The sequence below is a fragment of the Vibrio sp. Evd11 genome (assembly GCF_900382755.1).
In the GTDB taxonomy this organism is placed as follows: domain Bacteria; phylum Pseudomonadota; class Gammaproteobacteria; order Enterobacterales; family Vibrionaceae; genus Vibrio; species Vibrio lentus.
This window is the reverse complement of the sequence record NZ_OSDX01000007.1, coordinates 87668-108698: the sequence shown is the minus strand read 5'-3', so window position 1 is coordinate 108698 and position 21031 is coordinate 87668. Positions and strand designations below refer to the sequence as shown.

Annotated in this window: 22 protein-coding genes; 20 read left to right on the top strand and 2 right to left on the bottom strand. The window is 39.4% G+C overall.

Going from position 1 to position 21031, the window contains the following annotated elements:
• Positions 1-43: 43 nt before the first annotated feature.
• From ED652_RS04810 to ED652_RS04730, 17 genes are all read left to right on the top strand, one after another.
• A complete protein-coding gene (locus ED652_RS04810) occupies positions 44-1678 on the top strand; it encodes an ATP-binding protein (RefSeq protein ID WP_122053684.1) in 1635 nt (544 codons plus the stop codon).
• A gap of 78 nt (positions 1679-1756) precedes the next feature.
• On the top strand, positions 1757-2092 hold the full coding sequence (locus ED652_RS04805; RefSeq protein WP_122053683.1) for a hypothetical protein: 336 nt from the start codon (positions 1757-1759) through the stop codon (positions 2090-2092).
• Between the two features lie 77 nt (positions 2093-2169).
• Entirely contained in the window at positions 2170-2670 is a 501-nt protein-coding gene (locus ED652_RS04800) for a hypothetical protein (protein ID WP_122053682.1), read from the top strand.
• Positions 2671-2877: 207 nt separating this feature from the next.
• Positions 2878-4512 (top strand): phosphoadenosine phosphosulfate reductase family protein, encoded by a 1635-nt coding sequence (locus tag ED652_RS04795; RefSeq protein WP_122053681.1) that lies wholly within the window; start codon positions 2878-2880, stop codon positions 4510-4512.
• A 20-nt stretch (positions 4513-4532) separates the two neighbouring features.
• Entirely contained in the window at positions 4533-5243 is a 711-nt protein-coding gene (locus ED652_RS04790; protein WP_122053680.1) for a hypothetical protein, read from the top strand.
• A gap of 80 nt (positions 5244-5323) precedes the next feature.
• Positions 5324-6082, top strand: coding sequence for a hypothetical protein (locus ED652_RS04785; RefSeq protein WP_122053679.1), 759 nt, complete (start codon positions 5324-5326; stop codon positions 6080-6082).
• 229 nt (positions 6083-6311) lie between these two features.
• Entirely contained in the window at positions 6312-7082 is a 771-nt protein-coding gene (locus ED652_RS04780; protein WP_122053678.1) for a sigma-70 family RNA polymerase sigma factor, read from the top strand.
• Positions 7083-7089: 7 nt separating this feature from the next.
• A complete protein-coding gene (locus ED652_RS23685) occupies positions 7090-7425 on the top strand; it encodes a hypothetical protein (RefSeq protein WP_162929912.1) in 336 nt (111 codons plus the stop codon).
• A gap of 245 nt (positions 7426-7670) precedes the next feature.
• Positions 7671-8333, top strand: a complete 663-nt coding sequence (locus ED652_RS04770; RefSeq protein WP_122053676.1) for a TfoX/Sxy family protein — start codon at positions 7671-7673, stop codon at positions 8331-8333.
• Between the two features lie 109 nt (positions 8334-8442).
• Positions 8443-9393 carry a hypothetical protein gene (locus tag ED652_RS04765; RefSeq protein ID WP_122053675.1) on the top strand — a complete coding sequence of 317 codons (951 nt, stop codon included), beginning with the start codon at positions 8443-8445 and terminating at the stop codon, positions 9391-9393.
• A 64-nt stretch (positions 9394-9457) separates the two neighbouring features.
• Positions 9458-9817 carry a hypothetical protein gene (locus ED652_RS04760; RefSeq protein WP_122053674.1) on the top strand — a complete coding sequence of 120 codons (360 nt, stop codon included), beginning with the start codon at positions 9458-9460 and terminating at the stop codon, positions 9815-9817.
• Positions 9814-10026: a hypothetical protein gene (locus tag ED652_RS04755; protein ID WP_122053673.1), complete on the top strand. Its 213-nt coding sequence runs from the start codon at positions 9814-9816 to the stop codon at positions 10024-10026. The genes ED652_RS04760 and ED652_RS04755 overlap by 4 nt, the downstream gene beginning before the upstream one ends.
• Before the next feature lie 11 nt (positions 10027-10037).
• Complete coding sequence (locus tag ED652_RS04750; RefSeq protein WP_162929911.1) at positions 10038-10421, top strand: hypothetical protein; 384 nt, start codon at positions 10038-10040, stop codon at positions 10419-10421.
• Positions 10422-10779: 358 nt separating this feature from the next.
• On the top strand, positions 10780-11220 hold the full coding sequence (locus ED652_RS04745; RefSeq protein WP_122053671.1) for a hypothetical protein: 441 nt from the start codon (positions 10780-10782) through the stop codon (positions 11218-11220).
• 201 nt (positions 11221-11421) lie between these two features.
• Positions 11422-12822 carry a trypsin-like serine protease gene (locus tag ED652_RS04740; protein WP_122053670.1) on the top strand — a complete coding sequence of 467 codons (1401 nt, stop codon included), beginning with the start codon at positions 11422-11424 and terminating at the stop codon, positions 12820-12822.
• Positions 12823-12883: 61 nt separating this feature from the next.
• Complete coding sequence (locus tag ED652_RS04735; protein WP_122053669.1) at positions 12884-13669, top strand: EAL domain-containing protein; 786 nt, start codon at positions 12884-12886, stop codon at positions 13667-13669.
• Between the two features lie 40 nt (positions 13670-13709).
• Positions 13710-14564 (top strand): DNA replication terminus site-binding protein, encoded by an 855-nt coding sequence (locus tag ED652_RS04730; protein ID WP_162929910.1) that lies wholly within the window; start codon positions 13710-13712, stop codon positions 14562-14564.
• Positions 14565-14903: 339 nt separating this feature from the next.
• Here ED652_RS04730 and ED652_RS04720 read toward each other — a convergent pair whose 3' ends face one another.
• Both ED652_RS04720 and rdgC read right to left on the bottom strand, forming a co-directional pair.
• On the bottom strand, positions 14904-16556 hold the full coding sequence (locus tag ED652_RS04720) for a helicase C-terminal domain-containing protein (protein ID WP_162929909.1): 1653 nt from the start codon (positions 16554-16556) through the stop codon (positions 14904-14906).
• Positions 16557-16947: 391 nt separating this feature from the next.
• Complete coding sequence (gene rdgC, locus ED652_RS04710) at positions 16948-17862, bottom strand: recombination-associated protein RdgC (RefSeq protein ID WP_122053664.1); 915 nt, start codon at positions 17860-17862, stop codon at positions 16948-16950.
• A gap of 114 nt (positions 17863-17976) precedes the next feature.
• Here rdgC and ED652_RS04705 point away from each other — a divergent pair, with 114 nt between their 5' ends.
• From ED652_RS04705 to ED652_RS04695, 3 genes are all read left to right on the top strand, one after another.
• Positions 17977-19566, top strand: a complete 1590-nt coding sequence (locus tag ED652_RS04705; RefSeq protein WP_122053663.1) for a DUF4942 domain-containing protein — start codon at positions 17977-17979, stop codon at positions 19564-19566.
• 131 nt (positions 19567-19697) lie between these two features.
• A complete protein-coding gene (locus ED652_RS04700) occupies positions 19698-20132 on the top strand; it encodes a hypothetical protein (protein WP_122053662.1) in 435 nt (144 codons plus the stop codon).
• On the top strand, positions 20126-20998 hold the full coding sequence (locus ED652_RS04695) for an A24 family peptidase (RefSeq protein WP_122053661.1): 873 nt from the start codon (positions 20126-20128) through the stop codon (positions 20996-20998). The genes ED652_RS04700 and ED652_RS04695 overlap by 7 nt, the downstream gene beginning before the upstream one ends.
• The last annotated feature ends 33 nt before the right edge of the window (positions 20999-21031 follow it).

Here is a 21031-nt window from a genome sequence, read left to right as displayed (position 1 = left end):
TGTGTCAGCAAAACGTCTGACTAAAACATTTAAGGATTTACTCATGCTACCGATCAACATTAACACTTTTCTCATTTCACAGCGCAGCGCAGGATACACACTTACAGAAGCTATCTCTGAACTGATCGATAACTCAATTCAAGCCGAATCCAATTATTTTCAAATTGACCAAATCTTAACTGGCAAGAGCATTAATAAGCTGGTCTTCAGTGATGATGGACACGGTATGGATTTAGACGTACTGCACAAGTATTTGGTCATGGGTGAAAGTACTAATTGGCTAAAAAATAAAGGGATAGGCAAGTTTGGCGTAGGAGCAAAAGTAAGTGCGTACTGCGTGTGCAAGCGCATTACCATTTATAGCCGTGTCAAAGGTAGCGAAGGGGATTACTACTCTACTAGCTACGACTTAGACGTTGTAATGAACAGCAATGATGTTCTTGATATAGAGAAGCCGGTTGCTACGAAACTACCGAAAGATGTTGCTCTCTTTGTTCGTGAGGACGCTAACACAGTAGTTGTTTGGGATAAGCTTGATAAGCTTCCAAAACGTACCCTAAGTGCGGTAAATAACGATATACGCTGTGAACTAGGGCGTATGTTTAGAAAGTTCATCTACGCAGGATTCGAAATTTCTCTAAGCGGCAATCCAATACGCCACTTCGATCCAACTATGCAGCTACCAGAGTCATACAACAATGAAGTGCTGACCAAAGCATACGTCGGTGAACATGCTCGTATTCGTAACTATGAACCACAGTATTTCGCACAAGACTTTGTTATTGCCAAGCGTGGTGACGAAGAAGTGAAGCTGACAATTACATTAATGCCCAACGAAATTACGCGCACACCTGGTAAGGGCGGCGATGCGCTAGCTAAAGCACTGCGATTAAAACAGAACCAAGGAAGAATTAGCTTCTTACGATCTGGTCGAGAAATTGGGTACTCTTCATATCACAATGCTTTCGGTAGAGCGGCAATAGCCGAAGATAGATTCATTGGCATTGAAATTAAATTTAATGGTGAATTTGATGATGCGTTTGGAACGAAAATGATTAAGCGTGGTGTAGAGCCTAACCCGGAACTAAAGCTAAAGATCACCGAAGCTCTTAAAACATACCTACCGATTGCAAGCAAAACTCTCAAGCAGCGTTGGAGCGGTGCTAGCGAAGCTGTGGATTTTGAAGCAGCAGAGAAGGCCGTAGAGCGATTAGAAAACATGTTTAACTCAGTTGCTAATCAAGACCTTAAAAATAAGGAAAACATTGCAGATCGAATGAGTAAGCTTCTTACGTTAGCAAATGAAGTCGGTATCAGTGATAGCAATGAATACTTAGAACGAAAATCTTCTAGACCTTATGTTATAGAGGAAACCAATGAGCTGACCGGGGGTACGTTCTTAGACTTTGAAACTAATGAAAAGCAAATACTAATCAGAATCAACAAATCTCATTCTATTTACAAAACGACTTGGCTACCGATGCAACAAGTTAGTCAAATGGGAACAGACGGCGAAATCGACGCAAGCCAAACAGCTCGTCATTCACTCCAAAGCCTTAATTTAATGATCATTGCCTTTGCAAAATGTACTAGTGAGAACCCCGAGTTTTCAACATTCATCGAGCACTGGTCTAAACAACTCGAAAAACTTCTAAGACAAATTGAGATTAGTAAATAACTACCCTACTCCCACATAACTAAACCGGCGGTAACGATTTGCTACCGCCATAAATAAACCAATAAAGAGGATTCAATCATGAAAAAACTTTTCTGCGGTGATGTCGATATTAATGGGTTTGGGAAAATTAAAGTAACAGTAACAGAGTGGCATATCGACGGGGATGGTGCATTGGTAGGAATATCTTTAAAAGGGGAATGTGTTAAGAGCGAAACAGGGTTCAAGTCTGTCCAAGGTCTTTACTTAGACGATTACATTAACTTTGATGTTGACTCATTCATCAATGAGTTTGTTGAATCAGGCATCCATACTACTCCCCTACCTAACCTTCCCGCTAGTCCCGCTTATTCAAGCAATATTGATAGTGAAGAGTTACATCTTAAAGATGACTTTCAGATGGCATTCAGCTTTTAGTTATCGAACTTGCGACGAAAAATTCATCCTTACAATTGGTAGTGAAAGCCAATATTCACTACCAAAGGACAAAGGCAATGATTAAGAACCTTGAACTTAAATCAATCAGCGTTTCAATTGCTAATAGCCAAGAAACTCACTGTTTTAGTGCGAACATCTATGTAAATTCAAAGCGCATTGGTACAGTGCGAAATGAGGGGCATGGTGGATGTGATTTTGTTCATATCACAGACAAAACCATCACTGAGAAAATGCTAGATGATCACTGTGCCACAGTTGAAGATTTGTATGTAAGTGATACTCAAAGAGCGGAATACAAAAAGCTTGGCCTAGACGACGTTAACTTTGACTTTGAAAATCTATGCTGTCATTTAGTCAACCGTTACTTAGCAAAAACCGATCTTAAACGACAACTAAAAAGAAAAGTAATGTTTGTTATCGACAAGGCTATCTATGAAGTGAAATGTTTACCGACAGAAGAGAACATTGAACAAGTAAAAATTCGAAACGGCCTCAGTCAAGTTCTTAATGAACTTGAAATTGATGAAGCGGTGAAGATCTTCATGGCAAATACTTAATACTAATCCTTAAACGTGGTCAGTTATCTAACTGGCCACGTACTCCCAACTGTCATTCAAGCCTTTAACCACCAGAATAACAACCTTTCCGATTCACCCTGAATCATCTTAATTATCAATGGTTTAAATTACCCTTTAGTGCTCTTGCGTCAATACAAACCCATGAGAGCATAAATCTACTAACCAAAAAGAGTAAGTAGGTGGAATATGAATTGGGTAAACGCTGTAACTAAAGAGTCAAAAGAAGATGCTTTAAAGAGAAAAATAGGCAGTGTGTCTAACCATCTTACCGAGACGTTTCTGAATGTTCCCATGATTCCTGTTTCTCTTCTTTCGGGAGGGAAAGACTCGACAACTACCACTTCTATATCTTTGGTTAGTTGGAAAAACGCGGTTCGCAAAAATCCTAAGCTTAAAACCATTCCATTTATGATCGCCTATTCAAACACACGATGCGAGAATCCGATCAAGGATGACTACCTTAAAAAGTTAATCGACACTTTCGCTGCTTACGCGAACAAGCATGACTTTAAACTGGAAGTTGTCATTGCAAGGCCGTCGGTCGTCTCTTCATGGCAAGGGAAAATTGTAGGTGGTTATGCTACACAGTGGGACGTGAGACTTGGAACTGGAAATGGGTGCGCCTCAGATTGGAAAATCAACGCAATAAAACGTGCTTTATCCCCATACGAGAAAATCGCTAAAGAACTAGGACTATCATTTGTTAGAATTTTAGGGTCGAGATACCAAGAATCAAAATCAAGAGCCAACAACCTCAACAAAGTCGGTGCTAACGAGTTTGAGTTAATAACTTATAAAGGACAAACCAAGCTCTACCCTATCTACTCTTGGACGGAAACAGACGTTTGGGATTACTTACTATATTGCGAAGAAAACGAGGGTTCAGTAATAGAGGGAACAAGCGATGGTTTCTATAATACACTTCAATTTTACAACCAACTGAACGGTGGCGAGTGCTCTGCTGGAATCAACGAGGGCTCAAGCTGTAGTGGTTCAAGAGATGGCTGCTGGAACTGCTTTGCTTCAAATAAGGAATATATTGATGAAGGGCTTTATGAAACAAATCCTCACCTAGCAATCTTAGGCGAATATCGACGTTTTATGATCGCTAATAACATCGATGCTTTCAATCGCAGCTACATCCCTCATACGCCCTCAAACTACACTCGCTATCGAGCTTCAAGCCATTCTGGTGCTTACCTCTTGGAAATTCTTCGAATAGGTCTAACTATACAAGTTCGGGAGCAAGAACGAGCTGCAATTGAAAAGCAGCGAGTGGTCGATGGATTGCACCTAGAACCGAGTAAGGCACGTACTAAGCCAGAGTTCATTATATTTGAACCGCAAGATATAGCGTTTATTGATTACTCATGGATGATAAGAGGCATACAAATAGAACCACACGCGGCACTAAAAGCTTATGTAGACATAGTGTTTAATGGCGCTCGATATGACATTCCCAAAAACTACAAGCGAAACACTGAAAGTGAAGCATTAAAACCTAGCACTCTCGGCCATTTGTTTTATGAGGGTCTGAATACTAACAATGTAGATGACATTGAATTGGACGAAGAAATGGAACGGTCTTGGACGTTCGCACCAGAAAGTGAGTTTATCAGCATGTTCTCGAATAAAGAGTTACTTCAAAAGTGGTCTGAAAATAACTGCTATGTATCCGGTGCAAGCCGTTGGCTGAAATCTGGCCTTATCACACCACCAAAACATCAATTCGAAACGATCAAACGTAGAATGGCGTGGGTAAAAAACATCTATCGTCTCGGTTTAAATGAAAACGCGTTTAACGGCGGCAAGCTAGGTTAAACGTAAGTATCGAGGTCACTATGCGAAACTCACCTTTTTACACAGCATCCAAGCAACTCGGTTTGGAACTGATATACAAAGACATAGGCAGGTTGAAACGTTTAGAACATTGGGTTGATCTTCAATGCGGCGATGGGGCTGTAACCAACTATGAGCGTATTGAGGTTATTACTTTTTTCTTTAGAGACATTCAGCCTAAAGATATTACAAGTGACATGCTGAGAGAGATCCAAGGCCGAATCAAAACATCCAAAGTACTAAAGCTATTTTTAGACCAAGTGAGCGCTCTACCGGAAAATCATATTGAAGATTGCATATTAAGAGCCACAAATTGTTCCATTGAATCTATCCAAAAACACATAGGAGTAATTGTAGGTAATCACAATACAAAATTTTCTAATGAGTCTGTTCTATCACTGAGCGGGTACACCCTAACCTCTATGTGCTGCGGTAGTAACGTTCAAGTTAATGCCATACTGTCACTCGACCCTAGAAAGGCAGCTACGAAGCTTACAGTGAGCGATATAAAGGTTATCGCTAAAAGAGCCGGAAGACGTAAAAAGCACATAGGTTGGGTAACAGGAACAAGATGTACAGAAGCAATCAACTTGTTGAGAGTTTCAAGACAACTTAGGCAGGGTAAACCCTTAGCTAATGCATCAAAACTAGTCTCTAGCGATGCGGAGCTGTCGATAGCAATACCGGGAATACTTACCGAACTGTTTAGCTAGCTCTTTGGTAACTTACAAGAAGTAGACTTGCAGCCTCTAATTCCCATTAGATACTAGATGTAATTCAATTGGAGGTTGATATGAAAAATCGTTACATAAAACATGCTCTGACAATAAAGCTCAATGAGCTACTTTCAAGCGATCAGTATTCTACATTCGAACAGTGGGCTAATCAGCAGGAGGATAGCACCAAGCTTACATCGCAGAAGCTTTACCACAATATTATCAACTACCTATTTACTACATTTAAAGTCGTGAATCTTGATTCGAACGATGTTGCTGAAACAATATCGAAAATCTCTGTAATCGGACAACAGCAGTACTTCTTACGTCGTATTAGAACAGATGCTTCATTACACACTAGAGAATGTGTAATGAAGCTAATGGTCACTGATAGCGCAGGACTATTAAAAGATCTAATAAAAATGATTCTAGAGTATCCAGAAGACTTCCCAAGTTACGATGATTTATCACCACGACTAGTAACATTGATGGCTAAAAAGGAGAACATGGCGGCATGTAACTCCATCATACAAAAGCTATCTTCAAAGATTGCAAAAAATGATAGTTGGGAACCGCTAGTAAGAAACCTCGCTTCTAAAGCCGGACAAAAACAGAATTACCACTCTTGGGTCATTCAAACAGGACACCAATCAGCGATTAGATGCCTCGACAATATCCCGGTGAAACCAAGCAAGAATGTAACCCAAGACAGCGATCTAGATAAAGCATTCGGCATCCGATATAAAAAACCAACCAATGTAAAGGCTCTGAATGTAGCCAATGAATCAATGCAAACTAAAAGCATTGACGGCATATTAGGTCAACTATTCAAATAACATTACCGATTCAGCCTGAATCTCTCATTATTACAGTAACTTAACAAAACACAATGTCGGTCAAAGCCTCCATTAATTACTTTGACCACCCTACTTCTTAACAGTGATTTCTCATTAATAAGCCACTCATTATTAAGATTTTATGAAGTAGACCGCATTTTTGGCACAGTCCGTGCGCGAAAAACTACCCTGCTGCGTCTTAGCGATATGTTCAAGGAGTGGAATATATATGCTGTCATTAGAAACTTATTACAAAGAGATTGAAGAAAAGCCAATTCTTTCTAGAGAGGAAGAAGAATTGCTGTATCCAATCCTCAAAACCGACGCTGACGCTAGGAACAAGCTTGTTGAAGGAAATTTAAAGCTTGCTCTAAAATACGCTAGAGCATTTAAGCGGAAAAACCCTAAGTATGAACTTAACGAACTAATCGCAGAAGCTAACCTTGGCCTATCTGTTGCTATAGAGCGATTTGACCCAAATAAAGGTTTCCGTTTCTCTACTTACGCTCCGTGGTGGATTAATAACCGCTTAAACCAATTCGATCTCAACAATCATTCAGCCGTACCATCCCCAAAAAAGATCTACTACAAATACAAAAAAGCACAATTCTTCTTGAACCAAGATATTTCAGATGAAGAACTTGAACTTCAAGTTGGTTGTTCAAAAGCTGAAATTGACACCATATCCCAATACAACTCAAGAAAATTTATCTCGATCGACAGCACCGATGACGAACATCAGAGTCAACCTTTACAAGTGGATTACTCCGAAGAAGTAGACCACGAAATGATGGTTCAGCAGTTAGAAAACATCATTACGGAAACCAACATACTGAGTGAGAAAGAACGTGCCTGTGTTTTCGCCCTATACGGTTTCAAAGATATATCGAAGCAATCACAAGTAGAGCTTGGTAAACGATTAGATGAACCAGTCGAAGAGATACGTCAAATCCAAAGAAATGCCATTAAACAATTACAGGACCACCTCATCGGGTGTTAAGTGAAATATGAAATTTAAGAACATCTTCGCATTAGCAACTCTAGCCGTTTCATACTCTTTGTTTTTGGCATCAGGAGCTAACGCGGATAACACCGACGCCAAATCTATCGAAAAAGGTAAGGTATGCCATATAGAAGCTTCGACGACAGCCGCTAGCTGCGAGGCTGGAGATATTTTGCTTTTTATCCCTAGACGAATTACTTCAAATACGACAAAAGAAAGCATCATTCTTGCTTCCTTAGTATGTAACTACAAATTTGAAATCATGCACAGTCCAGACGCATTAAGTTGCGTATTTACAACAAGTAAACGCAGTCAATGGGCTAGATTTGGAATGGAATAAGTTTTTCTACATTGGTGAATACTATGGACTGTCCGAAATGCGAAGCCGTAATTAAAGAAGCCACTATAGCTTCTCTTATCAACGTTGGAGATAACTTTACGAAATGCCCAAGTTGCAAGGTCGAAATTCGAATATACATTGAATTAAATTCGAACTATCAGTCCACTTATCCCACGTTAAGCATATACGACATTAAAGCATCGGCAGACACGGGCGGGTAATTTAAGTGTACCTGGGAGAGCATAATGGGTTACAGCACACACGTATTTGAAACATTCAAAAGACTTGAGACAATTCTTTCTCCGATTGGGAATGCTCAGTACCGATCACTTTTTTTTGGTTTAAGTATCACAATAAATGACGTAGTTATTGGCGTTATCACCGAAGACCTTACTATTTTAATTCGCGGCACACCTTCAACAATTCAAAATATCTCCGATCTAAAGTTACCAATGTATTCCTATCGCAAGCGAGGGGTCGATATACGTTCTGGCTATTACCAGCTGCATGAACATCAAAGCAATAACTCCGATACACTCTTGAAGCTCTTTGAGAGCGCTTACACGGGTCAAAAAGAAGTAATTCGGGCAAATGCCATAGCCAAAGATGCTTCATTGTCTCAGATGCCAAATATACGATCTTCTTTAGCTAGAAAGCTTCGAGAGATAGATATTCATTTCCCTTCGGATTTAAGAGATACCGGGGCGGTAGTAGCGTTTTCATTACTTAGAAAGAAATATGGTTCACTAATATCAGAATCAATCTTATTTAAGCTAGAGGCCGCTATTCGTGGAGTTCATGTTGCAACTCTTCAAACATCGGAAAAGTCAGAATTAAAGAACAGTTACGCTAAGTATTACGTTAACTATTCATTCAACATGTTCTTAGAAACATGCAACGAAACGTAACCCATTGATTTAAGTGGTGATTCAGCCTGAATCGCCACGCACACCTGTTGCTTGCGCTGTTTAAATCCAATGTTCAAATGAGATAGTTCCCAAAAAAAGGAAATTGAACATGCGAATACACGATCAAGCACTCATCAAATTAAACCTCAATATGCCAAGCCTAGCTGGACAGCTACTAGCTACTGAATTTGGGCAGAACTCGAACCTTACCGAAGCGTTTGCAGCTATTCGAAAAAATGAAGATACCAGTATCATAAGCTCGAAAAGCTACAAGACATCTGAATACAACGAAGTAAAGTTAGCGATACTTTCTATTAGTACTACTCAAATTGAAATAGACAATATTTTAGGTACAACAAACCGTATTGTTTTTACTCTACCGTCGCTAACGTTAACCCAACATAGCTCTAATACTCTAGAGACAAATCAGCTACTAACAAGCTCTCTTATAGCGGAGCTTCAATACAATCATGTTTGTTGCGAGTTAGTTCCTCAAGATCAACTTACTGAAAAATATCGCACTCAAGTAATTAATGATGTGGTTCAAGATCCCAAACTACCTTCGTTAATGAAAGGTTGGGGTGTAGATGTGCTGTTACTTCATAGCGAGTTAGAACCGGAAGCTGCAAGCACTCTGGCATCAAAAGTTACAATCGGTGGCATCGTGCCTTGCCAAAACCAAAAGGCGTTTATTGAAAGAATATCAGGGGTGGCACTGAATGTAAGTAATGAAAAGGCCATAACTCTTGAAGCTATTGGGTGTACAAGTCCGACCAAATCAACGTCAAACATAGTAATCACCAACGGGCGTGCCGAACGTGTAGCACTGTTGGGCGAACGTTCAGAGCCAATGCTCATTCAGCCATACTTTGTAGATATTTTTTTTCCCGATCTAAACAAATCAAATTGGTTCAACCAATTTATTTCTAGCCATTTTCAATCAACAGTTCGATGTAACGAATTGGATAAACAATTTTCCTTACCAAAAGCTAGTGTCGAGTCACGCCTTTGTGAAATTCAAAATGAAATAACAACAGGTTGGATGAATGGTTTCGATTAGGTTGCGGGAGCAATATTCCGTGCGAAATTAACACTATATCCTCAACAGATAAGGCATTAATTTGATGAAGCAATCTGAAATGAAGCACCTAATCCGAAATCCATCTGCATTGATTCGTTTTAATACTACAGGTCATTACCAGAAAGCCCGTCCTACCGTATCGACGCCTTTACGTAAGTTGATTGAATCTATCCCTCGCGATAAGTGGAGTCGCTATAAAGGTGTGCGTCTCAGCCCCAAGTTAGGGTTTAAAGCCCAAATAAGGTTTGACTCAATAGCTCAAATGTATCGATGGCTTGGTGGTGATGCAGAAGTTGTAGGGAACAGAAAGATGCCTTATCAGCACTACATTATAAACTCTGTAACAAACGTATCTATGGATCAACTAATAGAGCATTGCAGCAAAATTGAGGGAATCAGATGAAAGGGAACACGCCTGATGAACTAACAGTCGTTGGGAAACTGCGATTAAAACCTTATGTAAACAAACCAGATCAACTCGGCCACGAAATAAAATTATTAGTACAAGAAGCCCTTTGGCCTCAGATCATAGCTAACGAGTATATATGGCAGATAGCACAAATTAAGGGCAAAAGATTTGCTGAAAAAATTCTTGAAGGTATGTACCAATAAATAGGAATTAAATGATGATTGAGACTATACAAGTAGAAATTGAGAAGTTTTGTACAAAAAGAGACATGGAACTGTACGTTGCATTGGCATTATCAACTTCCCACTTAACGAATGAAGATCAAGAAAAGTTAAGTGAGTTTAGTGAAAACGTAAATCTATCTGAAACGAATAACCCGCAAGTGATGAAACGTAAGTATGGTTACTTTATTAAGTTACTGACGGTTGAACCAGAAGAGTTAAAAGCCGGGGGGGCCGATATTGTAAATATAAACAAAGTCCCTACCATGAGTGATACTTTCAACTTAATCATGGCTTTCGCGACGGTAAATCGTATCTCGCTAATTGAGTTTGACCGTGACGCGAATACAAACAAGTTATTTGATACTTTTGAATAACAGCTAACCATTGGTTGTTGGGCATAAACTACGTTAAACAGGAACGGTTTAGCGCGCTAATCAAACTCTGGACGTTAGCTTATAGCTAGCGTCCAGTCATAATTATTGAGTCGAAAAGCGAACTCAAAACATCAACAAACCTTTCCTAATACTTTCAGCCAAAATCTTCAATTTTTGGAACGAAGTTTTTAAAAACGTCACCTAAACGAAATTGAGCTTTAATCGTACTACACTCAATAGGTTAGCAACCCGTTATACCCGATAATGATGGATGTTATACCTACCAATGATGTAGTTGCGAAGTCGATAAAGCGTGATGAAATACTTATATCAAAAGTAAAAAGAAGTGAGTTCGCATATGCAAAACACTAAAGCCGTAGAATCAATCAGTAATACAAGTTATGGAACTATTTCAACTTGTATCCGTGATGCACAAAGCGAACATAGCCTTTGGGTAGGTCTTAACTCTTCAAGTTACAAAGTAATCGAAACAATTCGATCTAAATGCATGAGCTTTGCGCTAACCCAAAATAAAAATAATTGGGTTGATGTGTGGGAAGATTTCATTGCTCATGAATTAGAACTGTTAGGGAATCGATTAGGAGAGGTGTTAACTCGCGATGCTTTGAATCTGGGTTATATTCCTGACGATGTTTCCTTCATCATCCAGAGTGGTATTTCAGATATTGAATATGAATATTTCGTACCATTCTCTGCATTTGAAAAGCTATTGGATACAAAGGACTTCGTTAAGGTCACTGACGGATTCAACAAACATTATGGGGTTTTGCATGTTTAAATTTCTAAAAGAATCAGCACATAACATTTTCAATTACTACTTTGGGTTGTTAATCGATAAGTGTTTTGCGGTGCTGTTCACGGTTTTACTTTGTATGTTCTTTCTCGGCTAGAGAAAAGCATAATATATTGACCTTGCGCCATAAAAAATCAATGAGATATTAGAAGCATAACGAAACACATTAATTCAAGGAAAAGACAGATGATGTTAAGCAAAACTACAACGGCAATTTGCGTATTGGCTGCATTAACGAGCATGAACGCTCATGCTGTACGTCATGGCAGTGATGTAACACAGGCTAACTATCGCGACCATACAGTGCGTTTCGAGCTAACAACAGCTTCGGGAGATACTAGCACTTGTGGAGGATTGCTTATCGCAGGTGAATATATTCTTACAGCTGGTCACTGTACTGGAGATAGTGCTTATACAGCTAATTACAGTGAGTACATTCCTTGGTTAGATGGTGGTGCATCTAATTCAATTTCGGTTTTCAAAGGAGTTGAGTATGACGGTGAAGAGTTCACAACAACATACTCAAACCTTGACGTTTACGGTACATTTGAGTCTGAATACAACTCAGTGATTAACGAACTGAGCCACCTTGAAGCTGTATATGGTGCTTCTAAATTCGCAAATCAGCGCACATGGCAAGATTTAGACTGGACTCGTAAAACTGGTGCTCGTGATATAGCCTTGATCAAGTTAAGTGACAAAATCCCACAGCAACACCAAGCGTCTGTCTTACCTATATTTGATTCAGAAACTAACAATTACAATGTTGAGACTGATGATTCTTTTACATTCAGAGGTTGGGGGCGTGACGAAAACAATTCTGTGCCGTCAATAATGCAAGAGACAACCCTTGAACTACCTTTTACTCAAGACGACTATAACCCTAACAATCCGGTAGATTCTTCTGATACCTCAATTGCTTGTGGGGTTAGCACTAGCAATTGTGAAATTAGAATCAAAGACCGCCTTATTATTAAACCAACGGTTGTTACGGGTACGGCAAGTTCAGGCGACTCTGGTACTCCGCTACTGGTTGGCAATGAAGCCATTATGATCGCTTCTACTGAATCATTTGATCACTCACAAAACCTATTTACGAACATTGGTTCGTACTTAGAGAATATTGCAACGGCAATTAATAAAGTAACAGCGCCTTCAACAATGAAATTCGACATTGATGAAAACTCAACCAACACTATTGTTAGCAATTTTAAGGTTCAGAACCTTACCCAATTTACGGACTCAGTATCACCTAGTCTAACAGGGGATACTCATAACTTTACGATTACTGGATGTGGGGCAAATATGAACACTTATGATTCATGTGAGCTTACATTAACGCTAAACCCTAACGGAACGGCTCAAACCGAAGATAGCGATGTTGTGCTTCATCTAAATGATACTGACAATACTACTATCCCAATTAGTTTAACTGTGACGCCTGATGGTACAGACACAACCGATCCAACCGACCCTGACGAGGGGGAGGGATCAACATCTACTGGCGGCGGTAGCGGTGGCGGCTCAACTAGCTTACTTTCAATCTTAGGTTTACTCGCACTGATTCGTTTAAGAAAGTCTAAGTAGTAACACGTAAAGCCCACTTGGAAGTCTAAGTGGGCGTTTTTTATTTTACGCGAATTGCTTTATGATATTAAAAACACCCAATAGAAACTCTAATACGCTTTCTGTAACCCCAAATGGGACATATACAGCCCAATACAACGATATGACACTAACAAGCGTCTATCAGCCTATCTTCGATGCCAATAACAAGAAAGTCGGCTTAGAATCGCTTGTACGGGTTTTTGATATAAATGGCGACAACATTCCACCAAACCTCATATTTCACAATTCAAACACATCTGAAATTGATTTAGTCAATATCAGTAACTTGTGCCGAATGATTCACATTCATAACTTTTCAATAGCACGTAAGCGGAATAAAAAAAATTGGATGCTGTTTATCAATTTATCGCCAATTTGTTGTGAGGACGTAGCTGTAGGAAATGTAGATGACTTCTTTAGCAAACGATACCTCAAGTCAATGAACATAAACCCTAATAAGATCGTTATTGAGTTCGTTGAAAGTCCATACGATTCAAATTATATCCTTGGTGTAGCTTCCAGAACGTTAAAGAAGTTTGGCTTCAATGTAGCTTATGACGATTTTTTAGATAACGATAGCGACTATAAGCGACTCGCGCATATACAGCCTGAAATTGTCAAAATGGATATGGCTCTATTGAATAGTTATATGAATGGCAATAAAAGACCTCTAATGCGTGCTGTAAAGTCAGCTAAAATGATAGGAGCGAAAACCCTCATTGAAGGAATAGAAGATCAAAAATCTTTAACTGAAATGAAAAGGTTAGGTTTTGATTACTATCAAGGCTACTTTCTCGGTAGACCCGAGCCGCTAACACCAATATAAACAACTTGATAAATGAAGGTGAAAAGTCATGGCGAGTCTTATGGAAAAGGGCGCTATTTTACAGCGTATGGAGGACATAAAAAAAATTGATTCCCAACTAATAACTCTCTTGTCAGAGCTGAAATTAGTACAACATCATATCCAAGATATTCCTCAATTTCCTCGTGGTGCAAAGCTACCCGAAACGATCACACCACAAATGGTCAATATATCGAAAAATCGGAGTATTGAACTTTGCATTAGGCCACAAAGTGCTCACAGCTACACTATCAACATGCCTAAGAGATTTGAGGGCATCATTCAACTACAGTCTTCTAAGTACATATACGAAGAAGCAATTCTTCTGTCAGAAAAAAGTTGGAACTGTAGGAAGGAGTTGCAAAATGAGTTGATTCTTTGTGAGCCAGAATCACGTAAGCGAGGAAAATTAACAAAGCAGCTATTTCCAGGTATCTTATTTCAAACTCTGCGTAGGCGCGCCCCGTTAGCACCATTCAATACATTAGGAATTACTACTACTTGGTGTGATGCTCAAAAGAGTTTGAAGAAGGTTGATACCGATGAAGCATTATCGATTATTAACACAATCAACGGCGGTGTCCCGGAATGGCAAGCGAGAAAGAATGTTGAGCGCATAGAGAACGCCAAAAACATTTACAAAAAAACTGAGATCAGAGTACATCCAGTATCAGTTGTTAGATATAAGAATAACAATGGTCTAGTACAGTGCGACCCTAAGAAATCTCACTCTCCGATTATCGTTTTAACAGAGCAGGACAGTCCTATTAGCTATCAAAAAATAGGTACTCATGATAGGACTATCCAAGTGGAGCACACCCTTTTAAAAGATTACAAGCCACTCGTTGAAGGATCATGTTTAGTTTATCGAACATAATGGGCCTATAGCTTTGATGGGACAGTAATTCTATTTGGAAAAACCAGAATTACTATCAAGTAAACGGCTAATGGTGACATTGCTCCCGCGTATACTAGTAAGTCGTTTGCACCAGTATGGTTAAGGAAAGCAATCAAAAAACCCGTGCTTATAATTGGTACCCATGAGATAGCCAAGGTAAGCACGGTACATGCTAGGTAGGTCCAATTGTCTATGTTAACCCCGCCCAACCAATTCATCACAACGGTAACGACCACGATAAAGTTGACTACATTGGCGATAAAGAGGGTTAGCTTGGCTTTGTTTAATTTACTAATAACTCTAATCATATTTAATTCCCTAATATTCAATTTCTAACTGTAACGGTGGCATCGTTTGTATTAGTGATTCCCCGTACAATTTGTTTACGATTCTTCTATCGAAAATTACACAGCGACTCGCATGTTCACCTAAAGCAGCTGTTTTCAATAAACATTGGTTTATCTCAAGGGATACTTGAGGCAAAGTCACTGAGTAAAATGACAAACGACCTAGCGTTTCCTCATAGGCACACTTGGCTTTTAAATGCGGTACGTCCGGGATAGAAAATGGAAGTTTAATTAATAAAACATTACTCGTGTTATCGAGAGGACCTAACGCCTCAAAGACACTCATTAACCCGAAAATAATCGAACGGTAACCAAGACCTATCGCTTTGTTATGGTTAGTTGCAATTTCTTCAACACTTCGATCACCTTGACACTGAATAAGTATCCCTCTTGTTGTACATGTCGCTTCTATAGAGTTTCTAACTGACTCCATCATCCCAACACTTGAAAACAAAACCACTGTTCCGGTATGTCCGTCACAATAGCTAAGAAGAGAGTGCTTCAACCAAGGCAAAAACTCATTGGTTGTTACATCGAAAGGGATATTAGGTACAGATAAAATACTTTGGGAGATCTTTTCAGGTCGGTATTCATAAGAAGAAACACAAGCTGTCGAATAGTCCAAGTTTAACGAGTTTAGAAACCGAAGATGTGAAACACCCGACGGCGATAAACTATCAACCATTTGTAATGTTGATGACGTTAGCAGTACCCCGCAATTAGAAGACCATACGAAGCGCTCCATAATATCCGCGACTGAGATCGGCTGGACTGACAAGCTGTAATTATCTTCCCCGGCAAAGCTTACCCATTTAGCCAAAGGTATTTCACTCATTGAACATTGGAGTAAGCCTGAAATGTTATTCGAAAGCTCCGATAGGCCATTAAGTTTTTCCTGTGACATACCAAGCTGGTCAATTAAAAATTTGGCTTTATCTAACATCGTATACAAATCAGTTGGCAAGATGCCTTTTTCGAAATGGCGATTAGAACTAGATACAAACAAGCTTGAATGATTGCCAATAACCCACTTGTGAAGTTGCACTACTACACCTGTTATCTTGTCAGTATTAACATTCAGTGAATCAAGCAGCTCATAAGTTTCTTTAAACGAAAACACCGATTTAGATGCGTCGGAGATCATTTCCTCTAAACGATGCGCCTCTTCAAAAATATAGATTGCTTGAGTAGGGCGGGGGAGCACTCCGTTGCCACCGAAAATAACGCCATTCGCAAAGTCCGTATGTGTGATGATATGCAAGTCTGCTTCAATGGACTTAGAGCCCGGCAGCAGTAGATCAATTTCAAAGCTAGAATCGAAAACCTTTTGCAACTTTCTAGCTTGTTCCATGATAGCTTGCTGAGAAGCAAGGTTAGAGGTTGATACCACGACTTGCTTACCAGTTAACTTAGCTCTTACGAGTGTCGCTAACAGATAAACCAGTTTACGGCCAAGCCCGATACTTGATTCAAACGCAAAAACAGGTTTATCACTATTCAAAGCTAGCCTGATGTCATTCAGTAATTTGGCTTGCGGTTCACGGCGTTCATATAGCCCCTGCTCTTGTAATTTAGAGAGAGCTTTTTGAATTAGGCTTATTTCTTCTTTAGTGGACTTACACATAGCGGGACCAAAATAAGGGAACATAGATTAATAATCTCATGGTGTTTCGGTGCCGCAAGTCAGTGACTTTGTTCAGTTGCAAGACTAGAAGCCGGTTATAAGATTTTTATGTCACCTAAGAAAAGAGAGAAATGATGGACTTACTAACTGTTCCACACAACACAGATAATTATGAAGAAGTTTTGGAAACCGATGATAGAAACGATGTCCTATACAATGCAAAGTGTCCAGTGTGCACAAGCAAAGATACATACAAGAGAAAAAGTAACGACAAATACTATATTGTGTGTGACTCATGCAAAGAAGTCTTCATACCCGTAAAGAGCGGTAATTTGAAAACCAGAATCATAATTGAAGACGGAAAGCTTTTTTTACTACATTAACCCTGTACCTATCCAGTAGGCACTTCTTCACTGTCGGTAGCAACGGATTCGTCAAGCTTAATAAGCTTATAAATTACTTGTTGGATCGCACTTAACTCTACTCGAATATTTGAATCGAATATTTCCAATTTTTGGTCGTGATCCATTGATTTTTTTACTTTTTCAAGTTCGCAGACTGTTTTCATTGAAGATAGGGACAGAGGGGTAGAATCACTTAGTGTCAAATGTATATCCGCTAGTTCTAGTGAGAGCTTGGTAACACGGTGCGTCTTAGCCTTTTCTTCTAACTCAGAGTTAGACTTATTTTTAAAGCTTATCTCACTTTTATCACTCTCATTCAGCATATGAGCGACACTACCAACTACAGCATCTTCGCTATCTTCGATACAAGAAAGCAAATAAGACTGAATGGCTTTGTTCCCATAGGGAACGACAGGAAAGCTACTATTTGACATTCGTTTTCTAATGAAAGATACGATCTCATCTGCAAGCGACTCGGAGGCATTGATACCTATAATCTGTAAATCATGAAAAAAGATGACAAAGTAAGGTTTAAAAGTACTGAATGCCGTTTCAGCCATTGTACGTTTCATTTCATACTCAACATCATCGCGACTATCTTTATTTAGGTTCACGTTTTTACTTTTCAATTGCGCTAACCGGGCCTTAACTCGACGCTTTAACTCCGTCGATGGGATCACTTTTTTTTGACGTTGGAATGTGGCGACTGAGACGTTCAAGCCAGTGTCTCGAACTTCAAACGAATATAAGGAAGTAGGCTGAACAATAATGAATCCATCTTGCTCGGTATCCCTTGGAGCACAACCTTTAAAGGCCATGTTATTTTCAATGAGCTCATGAAAGTTAAGAGGCAACCGGAACGTCTCATCTTTAACTTTATATAACAGAATTTGTTTTATCATGATCCAAAACCAAAGCTAAATACATGCCATTAGTTTATGCCTGGTTGGAAGTGTTGCAGGACGGGAAAATCGTGAGAACTTACTTGATAAGTGATTCTATTCGGTACATATCAAATGCAAACAACCTCTACCACAAACGCTCTTACACATTTAAAACACATACCAGTGAATAATGACCATTTTAAGAGCTTTTTTAAGCCCATTAACGTGAAAGCTTTCGAAGCGTTGTTGTACGAATACTCGATGTTAAAACGAAGCATAGAGAAGTTCTACGATGATTTTCAAGCAACAAGAAACGCAATTGCTTTGGGTTACCTAATCAAATCTCATAAAGCTAAAAACAATCGAAATGTAGATTACAAACCAGACCTAAGCGTAGCAATATCAATGTTAGATGCCGACTGTTGGAAAAAAGCGTTAGACGAAATTGACCTTTTTGAACAACTACCCGCAGAAGAAAAAGGCAAATGGGACGCCCATATAGAAGAGCTAACGTGCCCAAGATTTGAAGAAGAAACAGTTATCGCGACTATTCAGACATTGTTATCTGAACGAGAAGAGTTCCTAATTAGAAGAGTAGCGGGGATATTTCGAAACCTGTCACCTAATCACGTTACAAACTGCAAGAATCAGTTCCGTAAACGAATAATTTTTTCTACCACAAAGTCTAACATTGAGTATCTTCACGACTTTCGGAAAGTGATAGCAGAGTTAAACGGTGAGCATTTCAATTCCTACCATTTCGACACGGAAAACTTGATAGATGTTGCATTGGCCAATCATCGCGGCAAATGGAGGTATGCTGATGGAAATAAATTTAAGTTTCGAACATACCTGAAAGGCACAACACATATCGAGCTTTCTCCGCGACTTTCTCTAGTAATGAACGACATATTAGCTCTGCACTACGGACTTTCACTCTCAAATGACATTCGGGAAAACACTAAAAAGGCGGAGCTAAACTGGAAGCCTCTACCAAAAAGTTATATTTCTGTCCCGCATAATGTTTGTTGTAGTTTAAGAAGTTTTATATTGAATGAGGTCAGAAGAACTAACGGACGCTACGAGATAGCATACCTTTGGAGTCGTGACTATCAATTAAATAGAGACGTATTAGACACGGTACTAAGAGCTGCTGGTGGAATAAGTGAATCGGCGGGAACGAGATACACATTCGCATTAGATCCGCGATGGATACTTGACGAAATTTCAACAAGCGGTTTTGTACCTTCAAAAGTAGCCGCTCAATTTTATCCTACGCCTGACCCCGTAGCAAAACGCATTCATGAATTGGCGTCACCAAAAAAGGGGGAATCCCTTTTAGAGCCAAGCGTAGGAACTGGAAGTTTACTAAAGCCATTTTTACACCAAGGGTTAAGTATAACCGCCGTAGACCGTGAAGCTCTCTATGCTGACTATATTGAAGAAGTAGTTGGGGGAACAGTCATAGAACAAGACTTCTTAGAGTGTGCCAAGTTTATAAGTGATCAAGATTTAGTTGTAATGAATCCACCATTTAAAGGTAATCAGGCCATTAAACATGTCACTGAGGCTAAAAAGTGTCTTGCTGAAAACGGAAGGCTGTTAGCAGTAGTACCAAATAGTGCAAAAAAACATCTAACAGGTATCACTTACGAAGAAGATATTGATGAAAGCCTTTTTCATGTATCGATTAAAATGTCGATTGTCATTATCACCAAGTAGTCTAAATAGCTCATAAACCTAAGGCGAAATTACTCAGTAATTTCGCCTTTTTTTGTCTCTTTTCTCGAAGCACATTTCAAAGGGCATAACCTAGTTACAACGATAAGAAAATAAGAGCTTCGTAGATAAAGATGAATAACAAGAACGCTACGACAAACATTCAATTTCACAGCAGTAACCGAATACTTCAATTTCCTTGGACACACGAATCTGGATGGGGCAGCCAAGAGAAGCTACGTAGCTGCTTATTGCATTACACGCGATTTGCTCAAAAGTTCCCGGAATCAAACACTATTAGCATATCGATGAAGTTATTCACCTTAGTCGAAGCACTATTTAGGGCCTACGAAGTATCTAACCGTAAAACACTAAACTCAAACGAAAAAATAGACATCATCAAAATCGCTGACACCGAAGAAGAAATTATCCTATCAATGCTTGGCTCTGCAGTCGTTTTAACAGGCAAAAGCAAGCTAGATGAAGAGCAGATCGAATTGTTTATTGATGTTCTCAAATCTTCACTAGAAGAAGGGAGTAAGAACAATCAATTGGATCAAGCATGTTAGATAGAGTTTTCATAGCAATCAACGAGTCAATCGATCTTGTCATTGCTGTTCTGAACGAACCTACAAGTAGAGTTATAGCCTTAATAGCACTTGGGGCTTTTGTCGGTTCTTTCTTAAACGTGGTCATATACCGACTACCTTCAATGCTCAAGGAAAGGGCATTAGCCGACTCTTCCGAATTTTTTCCAGATTTAGTTAGTGAAGCTCAAGCGATAAGTAACATTGAAGGGGCTAATCTTGGAGGTTTTTCTAAAGCTCCATGCTGCGACACGCAGATTAAAGCCAAACACAACATCCCGATCATTAGTTGGCTAACGCTTAAAGGCAAGTGTGCATACTGCGGCGCAGGTATTAGTTCTCAGTACATCAAAGTTGAAGTGTTAACGGCATTAGCGTTCGGCACTATCGCGTTTATAAGCGATACCAAAGAAGCAGCGCTTTTGTTCAGTGCGTTAACAGCCATCTTTATAGCAATCGCTTATATAGACCAAAAACACCAGCTTATTCCCGAAGAACTTAATTTAGCTGTTGCTGTAATTGGAGCCATATTAATTGATCAAAAAGTCATAGGGATTGACCTAACTACAGGGCTTCTAAGCGTTTTTGGCACCTATTTTTGCCTATCTCTTCTCAACTTTTTTAGCGAGTGCATTGTAGAGAAGCAAGCTTTAGGGGGGGGTGACATCAAGCTAATGGCGGCGCTCTCACTAATATTCACGACAACAGGTAGCCTAATCATCACTGGAATGGCCATTTTGTCACTGATTATCCTTAATAAGATTTTATTCAACAGAGCTAAAGGGTATCAAGCATTAGGCCCGTACTTGGCGATCATTTCATGGGTAGGAGTGATCGTCATGTTCTAACTAATTGATAAGTAATAGCAAAAACAAATAAAA

Excerpts from the sequence above, each read along its gene's own strand:
- ED652_RS04810 (WP_122053684.1), top strand. The coding sequence starts at position 44 with ATGCTACCGATCAACATTAACACTTTTCTCATTTCACAGCGCAGCGCA.
- ED652_RS04805 (WP_122053683.1), top strand. The coding sequence starts at position 1,757 with ATGAAAAAACTTTTCTGCGGTGATGTCGATATTAATGGGTTTGGGAAA.
- ED652_RS04800 (WP_122053682.1), top strand. The coding sequence starts at position 2,170 with ATGATTAAGAACCTTGAACTTAAATCAATCAGCGTTTCAATTGCTAAT.
- ED652_RS04795 (WP_122053681.1), top strand. The coding sequence starts at position 2,878 with ATGAATTGGGTAAACGCTGTAACTAAAGAGTCAAAAGAAGATGCTTTA.
- ED652_RS04790 (WP_122053680.1), top strand. The coding sequence starts at position 4,533 with ATGCGAAACTCACCTTTTTACACAGCATCCAAGCAACTCGGTTTGGAA.
- ED652_RS04785 (WP_122053679.1), top strand. The coding sequence starts at position 5,324 with ATGAAAAATCGTTACATAAAACATGCTCTGACAATAAAGCTCAATGAG.
- ED652_RS04780 (WP_122053678.1), top strand. The coding sequence starts at position 6,312 with ATGCTGTCATTAGAAACTTATTACAAAGAGATTGAAGAAAAGCCAATT.
- ED652_RS23685 (WP_162929912.1), top strand. The coding sequence starts at position 7,090 with ATGAAATTTAAGAACATCTTCGCATTAGCAACTCTAGCCGTTTCATAC.
- ED652_RS04770 (WP_122053676.1), top strand. The coding sequence starts at position 7,671 with ATGGGTTACAGCACACACGTATTTGAAACATTCAAAAGACTTGAGACA.
- ED652_RS04765 (WP_122053675.1), top strand. The coding sequence starts at position 8,443 with ATGCGAATACACGATCAAGCACTCATCAAATTAAACCTCAATATGCCA.
- ED652_RS04760 (WP_122053674.1), top strand. The coding sequence starts at position 9,458 with ATGAAGCAATCTGAAATGAAGCACCTAATCCGAAATCCATCTGCATTG.
- ED652_RS04755 (WP_122053673.1), top strand. The coding sequence starts at position 9,814 with ATGAAAGGGAACACGCCTGATGAACTAACAGTCGTTGGGAAACTGCGA.
- ED652_RS04750 (WP_162929911.1), top strand. The coding sequence starts at position 10,038 with ATGATGATTGAGACTATACAAGTAGAAATTGAGAAGTTTTGTACAAAA.
- ED652_RS04745 (WP_122053671.1), top strand. The coding sequence starts at position 10,780 with ATGCAAAACACTAAAGCCGTAGAATCAATCAGTAATACAAGTTATGGA.
- ED652_RS04740 (WP_122053670.1), top strand. The coding sequence starts at position 11,422 with ATGATGTTAAGCAAAACTACAACGGCAATTTGCGTATTGGCTGCATTA.
- ED652_RS04735 (WP_122053669.1), top strand. The coding sequence starts at position 12,884 with ATGATATTAAAAACACCCAATAGAAACTCTAATACGCTTTCTGTAACC.
- ED652_RS04730 (WP_162929910.1), top strand. The coding sequence starts at position 13,710 with ATGGAAAAGGGCGCTATTTTACAGCGTATGGAGGACATAAAAAAAATT.
- ED652_RS04720 (WP_162929909.1), bottom strand. The coding sequence starts at position 16,556 with ATGTGTAAGTCCACTAAAGAAGAAATAAGCCTAATTCAAAAAGCTCTC.
- rdgC (WP_122053664.1), bottom strand. The coding sequence starts at position 17,862 with ATGATAAAACAAATTCTGTTATATAAAGTTAAAGATGAGACGTTCCGG.
- ED652_RS04705 (WP_122053663.1), top strand. The coding sequence starts at position 17,977 with ATGCAAACAACCTCTACCACAAACGCTCTTACACATTTAAAACACATA.
- ED652_RS04700 (WP_122053662.1), top strand. The coding sequence starts at position 19,698 with ATGAATAACAAGAACGCTACGACAAACATTCAATTTCACAGCAGTAAC.
- ED652_RS04695 (WP_122053661.1), top strand. The coding sequence starts at position 20,126 with ATGTTAGATAGAGTTTTCATAGCAATCAACGAGTCAATCGATCTTGTC.